This is a genomic window from Actinocorallia sp. A-T 12471 (assembly GCF_033875155.1).
GTDB lineage: Bacteria > Actinomycetota > Actinomycetes > Streptosporangiales > Streptosporangiaceae > Actinocorallia.
The window spans coordinates 472,059-488,934 of sequence record NZ_JAWZTE010000002.1; the positions used below are offsets into that span (position 1 = coordinate 472,059).

General features: G+C 72.0%; 19 protein-coding genes. 16 read left to right on the forward strand and 3 right to left on the reverse strand.

The features are described 5' to 3' along the window. The first annotated feature begins 25 nt into the window (after positions 1–25). The 14 genes from selA (at position 26) to selD (ending at position 11,372) form a co-directional block, all read left to right on the forward strand. Positions 26–1,318 carry an L-seryl-tRNA(Sec) selenium transferase gene (selA, locus tag R9X44_RS07190; protein WP_319813195.1) on the forward strand — a complete coding sequence of 431 codons (1,293 nt, stop codon included), beginning with the start codon at positions 26–28 and terminating at the stop codon, positions 1,316–1,318. Further along, positions 1,315–1,512, forward strand: a complete 198-nt coding sequence (locus R9X44_RS07195) for a hypothetical protein (RefSeq protein WP_319813196.1) — start codon at positions 1,315–1,317, stop codon at positions 1,510–1,512. The genes selA and R9X44_RS07195 overlap by 4 nt, the downstream gene beginning before the upstream one ends. Then, complete coding sequence (locus R9X44_RS07200) at positions 1,503–3,263, forward strand: SelB C-terminal domain-containing protein (protein WP_319813197.1); 1,761 nt, start codon at positions 1,503–1,505, stop codon at positions 3,261–3,263. Before R9X44_RS07195 ends, R9X44_RS07200 begins: the two co-directional genes overlap by 10 nt. A 109-nt stretch (positions 3,264–3,372) precedes the next feature. Further along, positions 3,373–3,963: a TetR/AcrR family transcriptional regulator gene (locus tag R9X44_RS07205; RefSeq protein ID WP_319813198.1), complete on the forward strand. Its 591-nt coding sequence runs from the start codon at positions 3,373–3,375 to the stop codon at positions 3,961–3,963. Positions 3,964–4,117: 154 nt separating this feature from the next. After that, positions 4,118–4,705 (forward strand): MauE/DoxX family redox-associated membrane protein, encoded by a 588-nt coding sequence (locus R9X44_RS07210; RefSeq protein WP_319813199.1) that lies wholly within the window; start codon positions 4,118–4,120, stop codon positions 4,703–4,705. Then, entirely contained in the window at positions 4,706–5,320 is a 615-nt protein-coding gene (locus tag R9X44_RS07215; protein ID WP_319813200.1) for a hypothetical protein, read from the forward strand. A gap of 15 nt (positions 5,321–5,335) precedes the next feature. Continuing rightward, positions 5,336–5,977 carry a methylamine dehydrogenase light chain gene (locus R9X44_RS07220; RefSeq protein ID WP_319813201.1) on the forward strand — a complete coding sequence of 214 codons (642 nt, stop codon included), beginning with the start codon at positions 5,336–5,338 and terminating at the stop codon, positions 5,975–5,977. Then, a complete protein-coding gene (locus tag R9X44_RS07225) occupies positions 5,970–6,179 on the forward strand; it encodes a hypothetical protein (RefSeq protein ID WP_319813202.1) in 210 nt (69 codons plus the stop codon). The genes R9X44_RS07220 and R9X44_RS07225 overlap by 8 nt, the downstream gene beginning before the upstream one ends. 12 nt (positions 6,180–6,191) lie before the next feature. Continuing rightward, positions 6,192–6,782, forward strand: coding sequence for a hypothetical protein (locus tag R9X44_RS07230; RefSeq protein ID WP_319813203.1), 591 nt, complete (start codon positions 6,192–6,194; stop codon positions 6,780–6,782). Between the two features lie 35 nt (positions 6,783–6,817). After that, positions 6,818–8,104, forward strand: coding sequence for a hypothetical protein (locus tag R9X44_RS07235; RefSeq protein ID WP_319813204.1), 1,287 nt, complete (start codon positions 6,818–6,820; stop codon positions 8,102–8,104). 64 nt (positions 8,105–8,168) lie between these two features. Next, positions 8,169–9,719, forward strand: coding sequence for a multicopper oxidase family protein (locus R9X44_RS07240; RefSeq protein WP_319813205.1), 1,551 nt, complete (start codon positions 8,169–8,171; stop codon positions 9,717–9,719). Positions 9,720–9,724: 5 nt separating this feature from the next. Further along, the gene (locus R9X44_RS07245; RefSeq protein WP_319813206.1) at positions 9,725–10,063 is read left to right on the forward strand and encodes a plastocyanin/azurin family copper-binding protein; all 339 of its coding nucleotides are present in this window, start codon (positions 9,725–9,727) and stop codon (positions 10,061–10,063) included. Next, the gene (locus R9X44_RS07250) at positions 10,060–10,395 is read left to right on the forward strand and encodes a plastocyanin/azurin family copper-binding protein (RefSeq protein ID WP_319813207.1); all 336 of its coding nucleotides are present in this window, start codon (positions 10,060–10,062) and stop codon (positions 10,393–10,395) included. The genes R9X44_RS07245 and R9X44_RS07250 overlap by 4 nt, the downstream gene beginning before the upstream one ends. Next, on the forward strand, positions 10,392–11,372 hold the full coding sequence (gene selD / locus R9X44_RS07255) for a selenide, water dikinase SelD (protein WP_319813208.1): 981 nt from the start codon (positions 10,392–10,394) through the stop codon (positions 11,370–11,372). The genes R9X44_RS07250 and selD overlap by 4 nt, the downstream gene beginning before the upstream one ends. A 6-nt stretch (positions 11,373–11,378) precedes the next feature. Here the strand turns inward: selD and R9X44_RS07260 are convergent, their stop codons facing one another. Continuing rightward, positions 11,379–11,975, reverse strand: a complete 597-nt coding sequence (locus R9X44_RS07260; RefSeq protein ID WP_319813209.1) for a TetR family transcriptional regulator — start codon at positions 11,973–11,975, stop codon at positions 11,379–11,381. Between the two features lie 97 nt (positions 11,976–12,072). Here R9X44_RS07260 and R9X44_RS07265 point away from each other — a divergent pair, with 97 nt between their 5' ends. Together R9X44_RS07265 and R9X44_RS07270 are read left to right on the forward strand one after the other, a co-directional pair. After that, positions 12,073–13,242, forward strand: coding sequence for an alkane 1-monooxygenase (locus R9X44_RS07265; RefSeq protein ID WP_319813210.1), 1,170 nt, complete (start codon positions 12,073–12,075; stop codon positions 13,240–13,242). Continuing rightward, positions 13,239–13,415 carry a rubredoxin gene (locus R9X44_RS07270; protein WP_319813211.1) on the forward strand — a complete coding sequence of 59 codons (177 nt, stop codon included), beginning with the start codon at positions 13,239–13,241 and terminating at the stop codon, positions 13,413–13,415. Before R9X44_RS07265 ends, R9X44_RS07270 begins: the two co-directional genes overlap by 4 nt. Positions 13,416–13,523: 108 nt before the next feature. On the opposite strand, the gene R9X44_RS07275 is transcribed toward R9X44_RS07270, so the two are convergent. Beyond that, positions 13,524–15,833, reverse strand: coding sequence for an arylsulfatase (locus tag R9X44_RS07275; RefSeq protein WP_319813212.1), 2,310 nt, complete (start codon positions 15,831–15,833; stop codon positions 13,524–13,526). Further along, on the reverse strand, positions 15,830–16,762 hold the full coding sequence (locus R9X44_RS07280) for a TauD/TfdA dioxygenase family protein (protein WP_319813213.1): 933 nt from the start codon (positions 16,760–16,762) through the stop codon (positions 15,830–15,832). Before R9X44_RS07280 ends, R9X44_RS07275 begins: the two co-directional genes overlap by 4 nt. Between the last annotated feature and the right edge of the window lie 114 nt (positions 16,763–16,876).

Genomic DNA, 16,876 nt, shown 5'->3' on the forward strand with positions numbered 1-16,876 from the left:
ATTCGGACGTCTAAAATCCGAGGTCATGGACGATGTGCGGCGGCTGATCCCGCGTACTGACGCGCTGCTGGCCGACGAGCGGTTCGTCGCGGCGGCGTCGCGGGTGGGGCGGGAGCGGGTGAAGGCGGCGATCGGCGCGGCGCAGGAGGCGGCCCGCGCGGGGCGGATCGCGCCGGGGGACGTCGCGGAGACGGCGCTCGCCGGGCTCGCGCACGTCGGCGGGCGCGCGGTGCTGAACGCGACGGGGGTGATCCTGCACACCAACCTCGGGCGCGCCCCGCTGTCGGCCGAGGCGCGACGGGCGGTCGCCGAGGCGGCGGGCTGCACCGACGTGGAACTCGACCTCGCCACCGGGCGGCGCGGGGCGCGCGGACGCGACGCGATGGCCGCGCTCGCCGCGAAGGTCCCCGACGCCGGGGGCGTCCACGTGGTGAACAACAACGCGGCGGCGCTGGTGCTCGCGGCGACGGCGCTGGCGGCGGGCCGGGAGATCGTCATCGCGCGGGGTGAGCTCGTGGAGATCGGCGCGGGGTTCCGGCTGCCCGAGCTGCTGGAGTCCACCGGCGCGCGGCTGCGCGAGGTCGGCACGACGAACCGGACCACGGTCCGCGACTATGCCTCGGTGCTCGGCCCGGAGACCGGGTTCGTGCTGAAGGTCCACCCGTCGAACTACCGGGTCGTCGGGTTCACCAGCGAGGCAGCGCCACGGGAGCTCGCGGCGCTGTGCCGGGAGGCCGACGTGCCGTTCGTCGGGGACATCGGCTCGGGCCTGCTCGCGCCCGACCGGGTGCTGCCGGACGAGCCCGACGCGGCGACCTGGCTTCGCGCCGGGGCCGACCTGGTGACGGCGAGCGGCGACAAGCTGCTCGGCGGCCCCCAGTGCGGGCTGCTGCTGGGCAGGGCCGACCTTGTCGAACGGCTGCGCCGCCACCCGCTGGCCAGGGCGCTGCGCGTCGACAAGCTCACCCTCGCCGCCCTTGAGGCATCGCTGCTGTTCCCGACCCCTACCGCCGAGTCCCTGCACGCCGACCCGTCCGTGCTGCGCGCCCGCGCCGAGTCCCTGGCCGCCGCCCTGCGCGCCGACGGCCTCGACGCCCACGCGTGCGACTCCGTCGCCGTCGTCGGGGGCGGCGGCGCGCCTGGCGTCGACCTCCCCAGCGCCGCCGTCTCCCTCCCCGCCTCCTACGCCGCCCCTCTCCGCACCGGCACCCCCGCCGTCCTCGCCAGACTCGACAACGACCGCTGCCTCCTCGACCTCCGCGCCCTCCCCCCCACCCACGACCCCAACCTCCTCAAAGCGATCCGCCAATGCACGTGACCGCCACAACCGGACATCTCGACCACGGCAAGCCCGCGCCGCCGCGCACGCTGCCCGCTCACGACGCCGAGCTGTGTGAGGCGATGCGGGTGATCGCTACGGCGGACCCCGCCGACCACCGCAAACCCGCGCCGCTGCGCGCGCTGCCCGCCCACGACGCCGAGCTGTGTGAGGCGGTGCGGGGATGCGGGTGATCGCTACGGCGGGGCATGTGGATCATGGGAAGTCGGCGCTGTTGCGGGGGCTTACGGGGCAGGAGCCGGATCGGCTTGGGGAGGAGAAGGCTCGGGGGTTGACGATCGACCTTGGGTTCGTGTGGTCGGATGAACTTGGGCTGGCCTTCGTGGATGTGCCGGGGCATGAGCGGTTTCTGGGGACGATGCTGGCCGGGGTGGGGGCGGTGCCCGCCGTGCTGTTCGTGGTCGCGGCGGACGAGGGGTGGCGGGCGCAGTCGGCCGAGCACCTCGCGGTGCTGGAGGCGCTGGGGGTCGGGCACGGACTGCTCGCGGTGACCAGGACCGACCTCGCCGACCCGGGGCCCGCGCTGGCACAGGCGCGCGAGCGGATGGCGGGCGGGCCGCTCGCCGACGTGCCGTCGGTCGCGGTGAGCGCGCTGACCGGGGCCGGAATGCCGGAACTGCGCGCCGCCCTGACCGCGCTGGCGGCCTCGCTGCCGGAACCCGATCCGGACGGCGACGTCAGGCTGTGGGTCGACCGCGCGTTCACCCTCAAGGGCCGGGGCACCGTCGTCACCGGGACGCTGGGGGCGGGCACGCTCGCGGTCGGCGACGTCCTGCGCGTCGCGGGGACCGGCGAGGAGGTCCGGGTACGCGGCCTGCACACCCTCGGACGGCCGGTCGAGCGGATCTCCGGGAGCGCGCGGGTCGGCGTGAACGTGCACGGCGAGGGCGTCGCGGGGCTCAGGCGCGGCGCGGCCCTGCTGACGCCGGACCGCTGGCTCGACACCGCAGTCATCGACGTCGAGGTCCCCGGCGAGGAGCCGCCGCCCGCGCACGTCACGCTGCACGTCGGCGCGGCCGGGGTCCCCGCCCAGGTCAGGCCGCTCGGCGGCGGGTACTTCAGGCTCACCGCGCGCACGCCGCTGCCGCTGCGGCTCGCCGACCGCGTCGTGCTGCGCGATCCCGGCGCGCACCGGGTCTGGGCGGCGCGTCCGGTGGACGTCGCGCCAAAGCCGCTTGAGCGGCGCAGGGGCGCGGCACGCCGCAGGGCCGAACTGCTCGCGGCCACCGCCCCCCTTCCCCCCGCCGACGCCCTGCTCACGGGCCACCTCCTGCTGCGCGGCGCGGACCTCGCCCGGATGGGCGCGGCCCCGACCCGCCCCCCGGTGGCGGGCGACTGGCACGCCGACCCCGCGCACTGGGCGGCGCTCGGGCCACGTCTGGAAGATGCCGTCAGGGACTGGGAGGCCGCCCACCCGCACGCGCCGGGCATGGCCGTCGAGACCGCGCGCCAGCGCCTTGCCCTGCCCGACCGCGCCCTCGTGGAGGCGCTGCTGGCGGACACGTCGCTGCGCCTGGCCGACGGCAAGATCTCGACCGGCGGGCCGGTGCCCGAGGCCGTCGCCGCCGCCGTCGCCGCGCTGCGCGCCGAGCTCGCCGACACGCCGTTCCACGCCCCGGAGGCCGACCGGCTGCGCGCCCTCGGCCTCGACGCGCCCGCGCTCGCCGTCGCACGCCGGGCGGGGCTCGTGCTCGTCCTCGACCGCACCGTCGTGCTCCTGCCGGACGCGGTCGAGCGCGCGGTGGCCGCGCTGTCCGCGCTCGGCCGCGCCTTCACCGTCGCCGAGGCCCGCGACGCCCTCGCCACCACGCGCAGGACCGCGCTCCCGCTCCTCGCCCACCTCGACGCGCTCGGCCGCACCCGCAGAATCGACCCGGCCCTCCGCGTTATTGAGACAGAACCGCAGGATTCCTTTTCTCGGTGAGGTTCCCGTAACACAATAGAAAACTAGTAAACATCACTTTTCGCCGCTTTGTTGGATTGGGTCACGTGACCTAGACTCATTTCGGACAAGACAGGAGTGATGGCTCTTGATGGCTTATGTGCGTTCAGAAGTACAGGAAGCTCGCATTCTCCGGGCGGCTCTGCGCGTACTCAGCCGAGACGGCCTTGCCAAGACAAGCATGCGGGCCGTCGCCGGCGAGGCGGGGATCTCCCTGAGCAGCCTCCAGCACGTGTTCTCCACCAAGGAGAGCCTGCTGAAGGCCGTGGTCAGGCACTCGTTCCTCACCGTCGACCCGCCGACCGGCGAGGCCGCCTCGTTCGGCGACCGCCTCGTCGCCTCGTTCAACGCCTGGTGGACCACCATCCTCGACCAGGGCCCCGGCAACCACCTGTCCCAGTTCGAGGTCACCATCTACGCGCTGCGCGACGACCTCAGCGACGGCCTCGCCGCCTGGCAGTACGACCAGTACCTCGGCTCACTCGAACTCTGGCTCGACAAGATCGGCCACCCGGGCGACGAAGCCCCCGGCCTTCCCCGCGCCCAGCTCGCCAGGCTGCTGATGGCCGTCGTGGACGGCCTGCTCCTCCAGTGGCTCATCGACCCCGACCTGGAACGCGCCATCGAGGACATGGACCGGACCATCTCCGCCCTCGCCCTGCTCGCGGACCCGGCGACGTAGCCGCCGCATGGCAGTCATGTAGCCGCCACGCGGAAAATCCCGCGCCTTTATAACACCGTCGGACTTTCTCTTCGCCGACGCCTTCTCCCCTTTTTCCCGCCCGCCTGTGGCACGCGTCTCTTTCGCCTGCCGCAAAACTTCTAGGAGGGCTCCGTTGTTGTTCCTCGTCGTCCTCAGGACCGCGGTAGGGCTCGCCCTGCTCGTCGCGGGGGCGCCCAAGCTCCGCGACACCGCGCGGTTCGCCAGGTCGGTCCGGGCCTACCGGGTGCTGCCCGGGCCGGTCGCCGACGCCGTCGGCAGGGCGCTCCCGTTCGCCGAGGTCATCGTCGGCGCGGCGCTCGTGCTCGGCGTGGCGACAAGGGCCGCCTCGGCCGTCGCGGTGCTGATGTTCCTCGCCTTCGCCACCGGACTCACCATCAACCTCGCGCGCGGCCGCCGCGACCTCGACTGCGGCTGCTTCGCGTTCGGCCACGCCGACCCCGACGCCGCCCGCATCAGCTGGTTCCACGCCGGACGCGCCGCGGCCCTGGCCGTCGCCGCGCTGCCCGCCCTGCTCTGGGCGACCGAACCGGTCTGGGCGAGTTCCGCCGCGGTCGGCGGGGCGGCCGCCGGCGTCGTCATCGTCGCCGCGGTGTTCGCCGCGGGCCAGGTCGCCGCGGTGACCGGCACCGGACCGAGCCGTCTCGACGGCTATCTCGACCCGGCCGGGGAACGCCTGGCCCGCATCCAAGGAGCCCTCTAGATGAACACCGTTCTCCTCGCCCTCGTCGTGGTGCTCGCCGCCGCGGTCGCCGCCCTGTTCGTCATGCTGCTCGCGCTGGCCCGCGAGGTCGGCCGCATCCAGGTGCGGCTCGGCCCGCTCGGCGCGCGGATGCTCGACACCGGACCGCGCGTCGGACAGGAGGGTCCCGCCTTCAGCGGCCTCGTCGACCATCTGAACCGGAGCACCGACGTCGGCGGGCGGCGCGACCGTCCCCAGCTCGTGCTGTTCACCAGCCCGACCTGCTCCACCTGCAAGAGCCTGCTGCCCGGCGTGCTGGCCATGGCGCGGGCGGAGAAGGACCTCGACGTCGTCCTGGTCTCCGACGGCAGCCCGCAGGAGCACGAGCGGTTCCTCGCCGGGACCCAGCTCGGCCCGCACGTCGCCTACCTCGACGCCGCCGAGGTCGGGATCGCCTACCAGGTCGGGACCACGCCCTACGGGATCGCGCTCGACGCGCACGGCGTCGTGCGGGCCAAGGGCCTGTGCAACACCATGCAGCAGGTCGAGAGCCTCATCAACGCGCTGGAGGCCGGGGTGTCCTCCGTCCAGGAGCTGCACCTCAGCGCCACCCGGCACGCACACACCCACCAGTAAGAGAGAGGAAGTCTCGTGGGCGAGAACATGATGCCCGTCGGCCAGGACGCCGTGCAGGAGCACGCCGACTGGCTCGCGGGCGGCGGCGGAGGCACGGCGAGCCGTGCCGCGCGCAAGCTGTCCGAGCGGACGTCCCGGCGCGGAATGCTCGCGCGCATGGGCGCCTGGATGATCGGCGCGGCGGGGGTGACGACGGTCGCGGCGCTCCCGGTGTCGCGGGCGCTCGCCGACACCAGCGACAAGATCGTCCCTGACTACGCGGGCAAGGACCCGTCCAAGTGCGAGTACTGGCGCTGGTGCAACATGGACGGCTCCCCGTGCGCCGACTGTGCGGGCGGCGGCGTCACCACGTGCCCGCCCGGCTCCACGCCCGGCGCGGAGTTCTGGGTCGGCTGCTGCACCCACCCCGACAGCAAGAAGACCTACCTGGTCGCGTACTACGACTGCTGCGGCGGCGCGGGCTGCGCGGCGACGTTCTGCGCGGAGCCGCACGTGCAGGCGCAGATGTACAACCCGGTGTCGGGCAGCTTCGACCAGGAGATCATCTGGTGCGTCTCGGAGGAGTCGCAGAGCTACACGTGCACGCTCGCGCCGATCATCGGTGAGGACTGCACGCCGAGGCCCGCCGCCCGCGTCGGAGCCAAGACAGGTGTCTGACGCCGTCTGCGGCACCGGGTCCGGCGGCAAACGCCCGATCGGGTCGGTGTACGGACGGCTGCGGCGGCTCAGCGTGTGGGCCGTGCTCCTGCTCGCGGGAGCGGCCCTCGGCGCGGCGACCGGCGACGACGCCGTCGCCTGGACCGTTCCGGTGCTGATCGTCGCGGTGCTCTCGGGAATGGGCGCGAGCTGGTCTCCCTGAGGCTACTCGCTGGTGGCCACGATGGTGGCCCCCAAGCCTGCCGTGCGCGGGCGTTCGACCCCGGTGCGCCGCATCGGCTGGCATCTGCTCGGCCTGCTGCTCACCGCCCTGCCCACCGGCGCGCTCGTCGGCTGGCTCGGCTCACTGCTCCCGGATGTCCCGGCCGTCTGGTCGTTCGGGATCTGGGCCGTGGTGGCCGCCGCCTACGGCATGCACGAGATGCGCCTGATCACCCTGCCGCACCCCCAGCGGATGCGTCAGGTGCCCGCAGGCTGGCGCCGCAAGTACCAGCCGCGGATCGTGGCGTTCGCCTACGGGCTGCTGATCGGTCCCGGATACCTGATCTTCATCCGCACCACCGCCTTCTACCTGCTCAACCTCGGTGTGCTACTCGCCGGTTCCCCGGTGCTCGGCGCGACGGGCTGGGCGATCGTCGCGGTCTGCCGGATCGTCCCCTCAGTGCTGGCGCTGCCCAGCGCGCGGCGGGGCGACCTGAACGACCACCTGATCCGCACGATGGGCCTCGACAACCCGGCGCGCCTCGTGTGCGGCGGCGCGCTCGCGCTCCTCGCGGGCCACGTCCTGCTCCTCGTGCTGACCTGACCCCCTCCACTGCCTGAACTCCAAGGAGTCCCCCCTTGCGATCCACCAAGACGATGGGCTTGGTGAGCGTGTCCATGGCCCTCGCCGTGACCCTCACCGCCTGCTCGTCCGACTCCGACAAGGAGGCGTCGCCCAAGCCGACGTCTCCGTTCCGCACCCAGCCGTACACCGCGCCGGACGCCAACACCGGCATCGGGCCGACGGACCAGGCGCTCCCGACCCAGATCCCCGAGCCGATCCACGTGAGCGAGCTCAAGCCGATCGGCGCCGACCAGGTCGTCATCGCCGAGGCCGGGTGGGGCTCGCTCACCACGAACCTCAACGTGTTCGACCCCAAGACCGGCAAGCTCATCCAGACCGTCACCAGCGCCAACACCAACTGGGACCTCACCCCGACGGTGTTCGCCGGCGAGCACCCCGGCCTGCCCTACATCCTCGGGCACGAGGTGTGGCGGCCGCGCGGCTGGCGCGGCAAGGCCGACTACACCCTCACCTGGTACGAGGGCGACGCGACGAAGCCCGCCGAGGTCGTCCTGCCCGAGGAGACCCGCACCCACGGAAGGCACTCCAGCAACGCCGTCACCCCCGACGGCAAGTACTGGGTGACCTGGGACGACATGCTCTTCGGCATCCGCGTGGTCGACCTGCAGGCCAAGAAGCAGACCGGGAAGCTCCAGATCCTCAACTGCGGCCCGTTCACCTGGCCGGTCGGGCACGACATCTACAGCCTCTGCGAGTCCTCGCAGGAGTTGCTGCAGATCCACATCGACGACAACGGCGTGCCGAGCGTCGCCAACCGGACGAAGGTCCTGCCGGAGGGCTTCACCTCGGCGCGGCACGCGCCGTTCGCCGCCGACGTCAAGAAGGCGCTGCTGGTCAACGGGTACGGCAACGCCTACCTGTTCGACTTCGCCAACGGGCTGCCGACCGCCCCGGTGGAGAAGGCGGGCAGCGTCGTCAAGGCGGGGATCAGCTTCGACAACCCGGCCGTCAACGCCGACGCGTCGCGGATCTCCGTCCCCTACACCGACGGCGAGATCCCGGCGGGCTCGGCGCGCGCGGGCGACTGGAAGAAGACGATCGTCTTCGACGCGGCGTTCAAGGAGGTCGGTGAGCTGACCGCCGACGACCTCGGCGGCGGCTCGGCGGAGTCCCAGGTGTTCAGCACCGACGGCAAGATCCTCTACGTCCTGGCGTCCAAGGACGACAAGACGACCCTCTACGGGTTCGACGCCGCCTCGCTCAAGCAGGTCTCCAAGGCCCCCGTCAAGGGTCCAGGCCCGCTCGGCGAGATGTTCGCGCCGCTGACGGTCACGCCGTGACCGCGGCGTCCCGGCCGGGGGCGCTCCCGGCCGGGACGCCCACGCCCACCCCCTGGGAAGGAACATGATGAACCCACGCCTCGACCGCCGGGGCTTCCTCGTCCTCGGCGGGCTCTCGCTTGCCGCGGCGGCGTGCGGCGGCGACGCCAAGCCCGGCGCGCCCGCGCCGGTGCCCGTCGCGCCGACCGATCCCGCGGTCGCCGCCGCCGAGGCGGGCCGTCTCGCGCCCGGCCGCAAGCCCGTCGCGGTGCGGCTCAAGGCCGCGCCCGTCACGCTCGACCTCGCGGGGCGCGAGGTGCAGACGTGGGCGTACGGCGACGGCGCGGGCACCACCGAGATCCGCGCCAAGAAGGGCGACCTGCTCGAGGCGACGCTGGTGAACGACCTGCCCGCCGAGAGCACGATCCACTGGCACGGCATCACGATCCGCAACGACATGGACGGCGTCTCGCCCGTGACGCAGGCCCCGGTCATGCCGGGAGACAGCTTCACGTACCGGTTCGCGTTGGAGCACCCGGGCACCTACTGGTACCACCCGCACATCGGCCTCCAAGCGGACCGGGGGCTCTACGGTCCGCTGATCATCGAGGACCCCGACGACGCGACCGGCGCGGAGACCGAGTTCGTCATCGTCCTCGACGACTGGCTCGACGGGCTCGGCACCACCCCCGACGAGGTGCTGACCGCGCTGAACCCCGCGCTCAGCGGGCACGCGGGTCACGCGATGACGCCCGACGCGACGATGACGCCCGGGCACGTGATGACGCCCGCGCCGCCGTCCTCCGCCGCGACGGCCCTGGTCAGCGGCGCGCACGGGAACTCCACGCCGCTCGGCGGGATGGGCGGCCACATCGCCTACCCGCTGCACCTGGTGAACGGCCGGCCGCCCGCCGACCGGCCGACGTTCACCGCGCGCGCCGGGGCGAAGATCCGGCTGCGGATCATCAACGCCGCAGCCGAGACCCCGTACCGGTTCGCGGTCGGCGGGCACAAGCTGACCGTCACGCACGCCGACGGCTTCCCCGTCGAACCCGTCGAGGCCGACGCGCTCGTGCTCGGCATGGGCGAGCGCTACGACGTGCTGCTGACGCCCAAGTCCGGCGCGTGGCCGATCATGGCGGCCGCCGAAGGCAAGGCGGGCTATGCGGCGGCGATCCTGCGGTCGTCGTCAAGCGCCTCCGCGCCCTCGGTGGGCAGCCGTCCCACCGAACTCGACGGGAGGCTGCTGTCCTACGCCGACCTGGTGCCCGAGGGGTCCGCGCGGCTCGCCGACCGGGCTCCGGCGCGCGACTACCGGGTCGAGCTGATCGGCGGGACCGACCGGTACGTGTGGGGCCTCGCCGGGGCCGACGCCGCCGCGCTGCGCGCCGTCGAGGGCGAGCGCATCCGCATCACCATGCGCAACTCGACGCCGATGTGGCACCCGATGCACCTGCACGGGCACACGTTCGCGATCCCGGGCGGGGCGCGCAAGGACACCGTCAACATCCTGCCGGGCCAGGACCTCGCCATCGAGTTCGACGCCGACAACCCCGGCCCGTGGATGTTCCACTGCCACAACGCCTACCACTTCGAAGCCGGCATGACCGCCAACCTCACCTACGTAAGGGCCTGACCCGCATGCGCAAGATTCTGATGTCCCTCGTCCTGGCCGCGGGCCTCGTCGTCACCGGCTGCTCCTCCGACGACGGCGGCGACGCCAAGGCCAGCGAGGTGATCCCCGTCAAGGTCGCGAACATGGTCTACTCCCCCGCCAACCTGACGATCAAGGTCGGCCAGACCGTCGAGTGGACCTTCGACGACAACGGCCTGCTGCACGACGTCGTCGGCGACGACGGCCTCAAGAGCGACCTCGTCGCCACCGGCACCTACCGGCACACGTTCACGAAGGTCGGGACCTTCAAGTACCTGTGCAGCGTCCACCCGATGATGACCGGCACGGTCACCGTCACCGCATGAGGGCTCGGCAGGCGCTGGCGGCCGCGCTGTGCGCCGCCGCACCGCTGGCGGGGTGCGCGAGCGCCCCGCCGCCCGCCCCTGCGGCCGTGGTGACGGTCTCCAACATCGCCTACAGCCCGGCGACCGTCACCATCCCCGTGGGGGGCAGCGTGCGGTGGGACTTCGCGGACGACGGCATCCTCCACCATGTGATGGGCGACGGCCTGGACAGCGGGATCGTCGGCACGGGCAGCTACACGCACACGTTCAACGCGCCGGGTACGTATTCGTACCATTGCAGCGTCCACACCGTCATGGCGGGCGCCGTCATCGTCACCCCGGAGGAACCGTGAAGAGGCTGACCCAGTACGCGCAGGGCGGCGGCTGCGCCTGCAAGATCCCGCCGGGTGAGCTCGAGGCGGTGCTCGCCGGGCTGTGGGACGGCCCGGCCGAGGAGGGACTGGTCGTCGGCCTCGACTCCGGGGACGACGCGGCCGTCGTCGCGCTCGGCGACGGCACGGCGGTCGTCAGCACCGCCGACTTCTTCACCCCCGTCGTGGACGACCCCTACGACTGGGGGCGGATCGCGGCCGCCAACGCCCTGTCGGACGTCTACGCGATGGGCGGCGCCCCGATCCTGGCGATCAACCTGCTGAGCTGGCCGCGCGACGTGCTGCCCTACGACCTCGCCCGCGAGGTGCTGCGCGGTGGCCTGGCGATCGCGCGCGAGGCGGGCTGCCCGCTCGCGGGCGGCCACAGCGTCAACGACCCCGAGCCGAAGTACGGCCTCGCCGTCACCGGCGTCGCCGACCCCGCCCGGCTGCTGCGCAACGACGCGGGCCGGGCCGGGGTCCCGCTGTCGCTCACCAAGCCGCTCGGCCTCGGCGTGCTCAACAACCGGCACAAGGCGACGGGCGAGGTGTTCCCCGAGGCCGTCGCGACGATGACCGCGCTCAACGCCAAGGCGAGCCGCGACGCCCTCGCCGCGGGCGCGCGCTGCGCCACCGACGTCACGGGCTTCGGCCTCCTCGGCCACCTCCACAAGCTCTGCCGCGCCTCGGGCGTCAGCGCGGTCCTCGACGCCGCCGCCGTCCCCTTCCTCGACGGCGCGGCCGACTCCCTGCGCGCGGGCTATGTCCCCGGCGGCTCCCAGCGCAACCTCGACTGGGTCGCCCCCCACGTTGACGTCTCCGCCGTCTCCGCCGACCTCGCGCTGCTGCTCGCCGACGCCCAGACCTCGGGCGGCCTCCTCGTCGCGGGCGAGATCCCCGGCGCGCCCGTCATCGGCGAACTCGTCCCGGCGGGCGACCACACGATCGTCGTGAAGTAGCGGCCGTCAGGACGGGTCGGGGAGCAGGGCCACGCGGGAGAGGACCCGGGCGAGCCGGGCGGCCGTGGTGGACGGCGGGAGGGTCGGCTGGACGAGGTGGCTGACGGTGAGGCGGACGACCGTCTCGACGGCCAGGGCGCGGGAGTCGGCGTCGATGTGCGGCCAGGCTTCCGCGGCGTAGGCGTCGAGCATGGTGGTGGCGGTTTCGAGGAGGGGCTCGGAGCGGGTGGTGAGGTGCGCGAGGAGGTCGTCTTCCGCGCCCCTTGAGCTGGTGAGGACGCTCTTCACCAGGGGGTTGTCGGCCGCGGTGTCGAGGGTGAAGCGGACCGCGGCCTCGACGGCGGCGCGGGGGTCGGGGCGGTGGGCGTCGAGCTGCTCCTGGACGCCGAGCAGGAAGCGGTCGACCTCGCGCATGACGAGGGCCTGGCCGATGGCGTCGCGGGTGCCGAACTCGGTGTAGACGGTCTGGCGGCTGACGCCCGCGGTGGTCGCGATGTGCGCCATGCGCAACTTGCTCCAGCCGTCGGCGGTGACCCGCTCGTAGGCGGCGTCCAGCAGCCGGTCGCGGAGCAGCGACCGCACGGATTCCCGGTATCGCGTCATCGGTCCAAGAGTATAGCGATCCGTCCAATCTCTTGACACTCTGGGCGGTAAGTGTCTATTTTCCGGACAGTTCTCCCTAAGACTGTAAGGAGATGGCATGGCCGCGGTCGATGCCGGACGCGGGCCCGAGACGGCCTGGCGGGACCCGAAAAAGTACCTGTGGCTGCTCGGGCTGTTCGTGCCGAGCTTCCCGTTCCTGTCCTTCGGGCTCGCGGAGGCGACCGGCCTCGGCGTCTTCTGGTGGTCGGGGCTGATCCTGCTGTTCGTGCTCTTCCCCGTGCTCGACCAGTTCATCGGCAAGGACTCCGCGAACCCTCCGGACAGCGTCCTCGCCTGGCTCGAAGCGCAGAAGTACTACAGGTGGTGTACGTACCTGTTCCTGCCGCTGCAGTACGCGGGCCTGCTGCTCGGCTGCGCGGTGTGGACGTCGGCGGCGTACGGGGTCGCCGACAAGATCGGGTTCGCGCTGACGATCGGGGTGGTCGGCGGGCTCGGCATCAACACCGCGCACGAACTCGGCCACAAGAAGGACAAGCTGGAAAGGTGGCTGTCGAAGATCGCCCTCGCCCAGACCGCTTACGGGCACTTCTTCATCGAGCACAACCGGGGCCACCACGTCAGGGTCGCGACCCCGGAGGACCCGGCGAGCTCACGGCTCGGCGAGACGTTCTGGGCGTTCCTCCCGCGCAGCGTCTGGGGCAGCTTCCGATCGGGCTGGGGGCTGGAGAAGCGGCGGCTCGGCCGTACCGGACGCGGCCCCTGGACGCCGCGCAACGACGTGCTGAACGCGTGGGCGATGACGTTCGCGCTGTATGCCGTGCTCGTCGTCGGGTTCGGGCCGGGAATCCTCCCGTATCTGCTGGTCCAGGCCGTCTTCGGGTTCTCGCTGCTCGAAGTCGTCAACTACCTCGAGCACTACGGGCTGCTGCGGCAGCGGCGCGACAACGGCCGCTACGAGCGCTGCGCGCCACGGCACAGCTGGAACAGCAACAACATCGCCTCCAACGTGCTGCTCTACCACCTCCAGCGGCACAGCGACCACCACGCCAACCCGACCCGCCGCTACCAGGCGCTGCGGCACTTCGACGAGGCCCCGGAACTGCCGTCGGGCTACGCCACGATGATCGTGCTCGCGTACTTCCCGCCGCTGTGGCGGCGCGTCATGGACCGCAGGGTCCTCGCCCACTACGACGGCGACGTCACGCGCGCGAACATCCAGCCGGGCCGTCGCGCGAAGCTCCTCGCCAAGTACGGGGCCGCCGCGTGAGCGCGTACGTGTGCCCCGTCTGCGAGTACGTCTACGACGAGTCCACCGGCGACCCGCGCGAGGGCTTCCCCGCCGGAACCCCTTGGGCCGACATCCCCGACGACTGGTGCTGCCCCGACTGCGGCGTCCGCGAGAAGCCCGACTTCGAGAAGGCCGAAGGGGCCCGCGACTGAAGGGCGACAACGCCACCTACTGCCAGCAGTACGAGGGCGTCTACGCGGCCCGCCTTCTGAGGCTTGCGTAAGGAGGGCCCGTACGGATGCGTCCGTACGGGCCGTCGCTTATTCGAAGGTCGCCCCCGCCTCGCGGAGGAGTCCGAGGACTACGGCCGGGTTGTACGGGGCCGGTTCTCCCGGCAGATAGGTGACCGACTCAAGGGTCCCGGTGTAGGGGAAGTGCCCGTGACGCAGGTACAGCGGCCACGAGACGGGGTTGCGCCGGTCCGCGCCGACGTCGATGCCCTGCGCCGGGGAGAACCCGAAGAGCATCAGCGCCTGCTCGACCTTCGCCTTGACGACCCCGTCGACAAGGAGGTCGAAGCTCCAGCGGAACTCGGGCAGCGCCGTCGCGCGCAGCGTCAGCAGGTGGGGTCCCTCGGCGAGTTCTCCCGCGTCGGCCTCCAGGAGGACGCCGAACTCGTTGTAGACGAACCTGAGGCTTCCGTCCTCTATGTGCAGGTTGTACCCGCCGCCCTGGTCGCCGTGCGCGAACAAAACGCCCTGGTCGCCCGCCGCGTAGACGAGCCTGGTCTCGACGTCGAACGAGCGCAGCGCGACGAGCTTGGCCGACCGGTACCGCTCAAGGCTCGGCGTGCCGGGCAGCAGCCGGAGCGGGCGGCTGAACGCCTGCTCGGCCGGGGAGCGCCGGACGTGCATGATGCCGCGTTCGTCCTGCGGGAAGACCTTGTTCGCCCAGGCCGCCTTCTCCCAGGCCGCCGCGAGTTCCGCGACGAGCTCGGGGTTCTGCGCCGCCACGTCATGAACCTCGGTCGGGTCGGTGCGCAGGTCGTACAGCTCCCACGGCACCGCGTCGGGCGAGACGCCCGGCTGGGCGAGCGTGACGATCTTCCAGCCGTCCTTGTAGTACGACCGGTTGCCCGTCATCTCCGCGTATTGCTCGGGATGCGTACTTTGCTCCGACGGGTCGGCGAGCGGGCCGGTGAAGCTGAACCCGTCGAGGCCGGGGGCGGGCAGGCCGTGCCGCTCGGTGAGGCGGGAGACGCCCGTCAGCTCGAGGAGGGTCGGGTAGAGGTCGGTGACGTACTGGTACTGGGTGCGCACCTGCCCTGCGTGCTCGGCGAGCCGCGCGGGCCAGGAGACGATGAACGGCACACGGACGCCGCCCGCGTGCGTGTTCCCCTTGTACAGCCGGAACGGCGCGTTCGACGCCATCCCCCACCCGCGCGGGTAGTGGATCGCGCTCTGCGGGCCGCCGAGGATCTCCAGGTCGCGCGGCACGTCGCGCTTCCACTCGTCCGGCAGGTGGCCGCCCTTGCCGAAATTTTTAAAGTAGCTGCGGGTGCCCTGCGGGCCGCCCTCCCCGGTGCCGCCGTTGTCGGAGGTGAAGATGACGATGGTGTTGTCGAGCTCGCCCAGCGCCTCGATCGCGGCGAGGAGACGGCCGAGGTTCTGGTCGACGTTGTCGACCATCGCCGCGTACACCTCCTTCATCCGCGCGTACAGCTCGCGTTCGTCGTCGCCCAACGAGTCCCAGGGCTCGACGGACTCGTGCAGCTCCCCGTTGCGAATAGGCAACTCGGTGCCTTCGGGGAACAACCCGCCCTCCACCTGACGGGCGAACCTCGCCGCCCGTACGGCGTCCCATCCCTCGGCGTACTTGCCTCGGTACTTGGCTATGTCGTCGGGCTTGGCCTGGAGGGGGCCGTGGCACGCGCCGTGCGCGAAGTACAGGAAGAACGGCTTGTCGGAGTTAGCGCGCAGGCCCTTGACCAGGCCGATTGCCTCGTCCGTGAGGTCGTCGGTGAGGTAGTAGCCGTCGGGGTAGACGTCGGTCTGCACGGGCGAGTTGTCCCGGACCAGGTGGTACGGGAGGTGGAGGCTGGTCATGCCCTCAAGGAACCCGTAGAACCTGTCGAACCCGCGCTGAAGCGGCCACGACGCCTTCGCCGCGCCCTCGTTCATCAGCGCGTCCTTCGTCAGGTGCCACTTGCCGACGGCGTACGTGGCGTACCCTCCGGCGCGCAGGGACTCCGCGAGCGTGGGGACGTCGTCGGCGATCTCGAACACCCAGCCGGGGAAGCCCGGGTCGGCGTTGGAGACGAACCCGTAGCCCGCGTTGTGCGGGTTCAGGCCGGTCAGCAGCGACGCGCGCGACGGCGAGCACAGCGGGTTGGTGTGGTAGTTGGTGAACCTGACGCCGCGCTCGGCGAGCGCGTCGAGGGTCGGCGTGTCGATCTCCGAGCCGAACGGGCCGACGTCGCTGAAGCCCATGTCGTCCATGAGCACGACCACGACGTTCGGCGCCCCTGCCGGCGCCTGCGGCGGCGTCCGCCACCACGGCGTCGAGTCGGTGACGTTCCTGGCGACGGCCGCGCCGTGCCCCGGGTAGGTGCGGGTCTCCGGGGCGCTCATCGCGGGACGTCTCCGACGATCGAGGCGCGCTCGGCGACGCGCACGTGCGGGTGGTAGTCGGAGGAGGCGTAGTGCCAGGTGGCCCGGTTGTCCCAGAAGGCGATGTCGTCCTTCTCCCAGCGCCAGCGCACCTGGTACTCGGGCACGAACGCCTGCCGGAAGAGGTAGCGGAGCAGTTCCTCGCCCTCGTCGGCGGGCAGGTCAGGGATGTGCGTGGTGAAGATGGCGTTCACGAACAGGCTCTTGCGGCCGGTCTCCGGGTGCGTCCTGACGATCGGGTGGGCGACGGGCGGGAACTCGGCCTGCTTGGCGGCGGCGAGCTCGGGCGGGAGGAACCTGCCGAAGGACGGCATGAAGTCGTGGACCGCGGTGAGGCCGTCGATGCGGGCCTTCACGTCGTCCGGCAGGTTGTCGTAGGCGGCTCCGGCGTCGGCCCACAGGGTGTCGCCGCCGCCGTGCGGGGGGACCTCGGTGAGCCGCAGGACCGAGCCGAGCGCGGGGTTGGCGCGCCAGGTGACGTCGGTGTGCCAGATGTTCTCGTAGCCGCTGAGGTCGGCGTCCTTGGCGAAGCGGACGACGTCGGCGGTGTCGCCCTGCGGCAGGAACGGGTGCGTCTCAAGCTCGCCCCACAGCCTCGCGAAGTCGCGGTGCTGGGCGTTGGTGATGCGCTGGCGGCGGAAGAAGACGACCTTGTGCTCGAGCAGCGCGCGGTTGAGCTCGGCGTGCAGCTCGGGGGTGACGGGCGCGCCCAGGTCGACGCCGGTGATCTCCGCGCCGATGAGGGGTCCGAGAGGGCGCACGCCGAAGAGTTCGTAGGGGCGGTCGTCCTGGCCGTCGGCGAGTCGGCGCAGCGTGCGCGGGCCGCTCAGGCCCCACCGGGCGGTCAGGTCGATGTCGACGGTCTCTGGCGCCTGGGCCGTCGGGGACATGAGCGGTCTCCTTTTCCGAGAACCCATGTGGGTTGTTCGTCCTGATTTGTTACGGCGGGCGACAGCCTTTCCCACTATCCCCACAATGTCAACCTGAACGGTAGGAAAACTAGA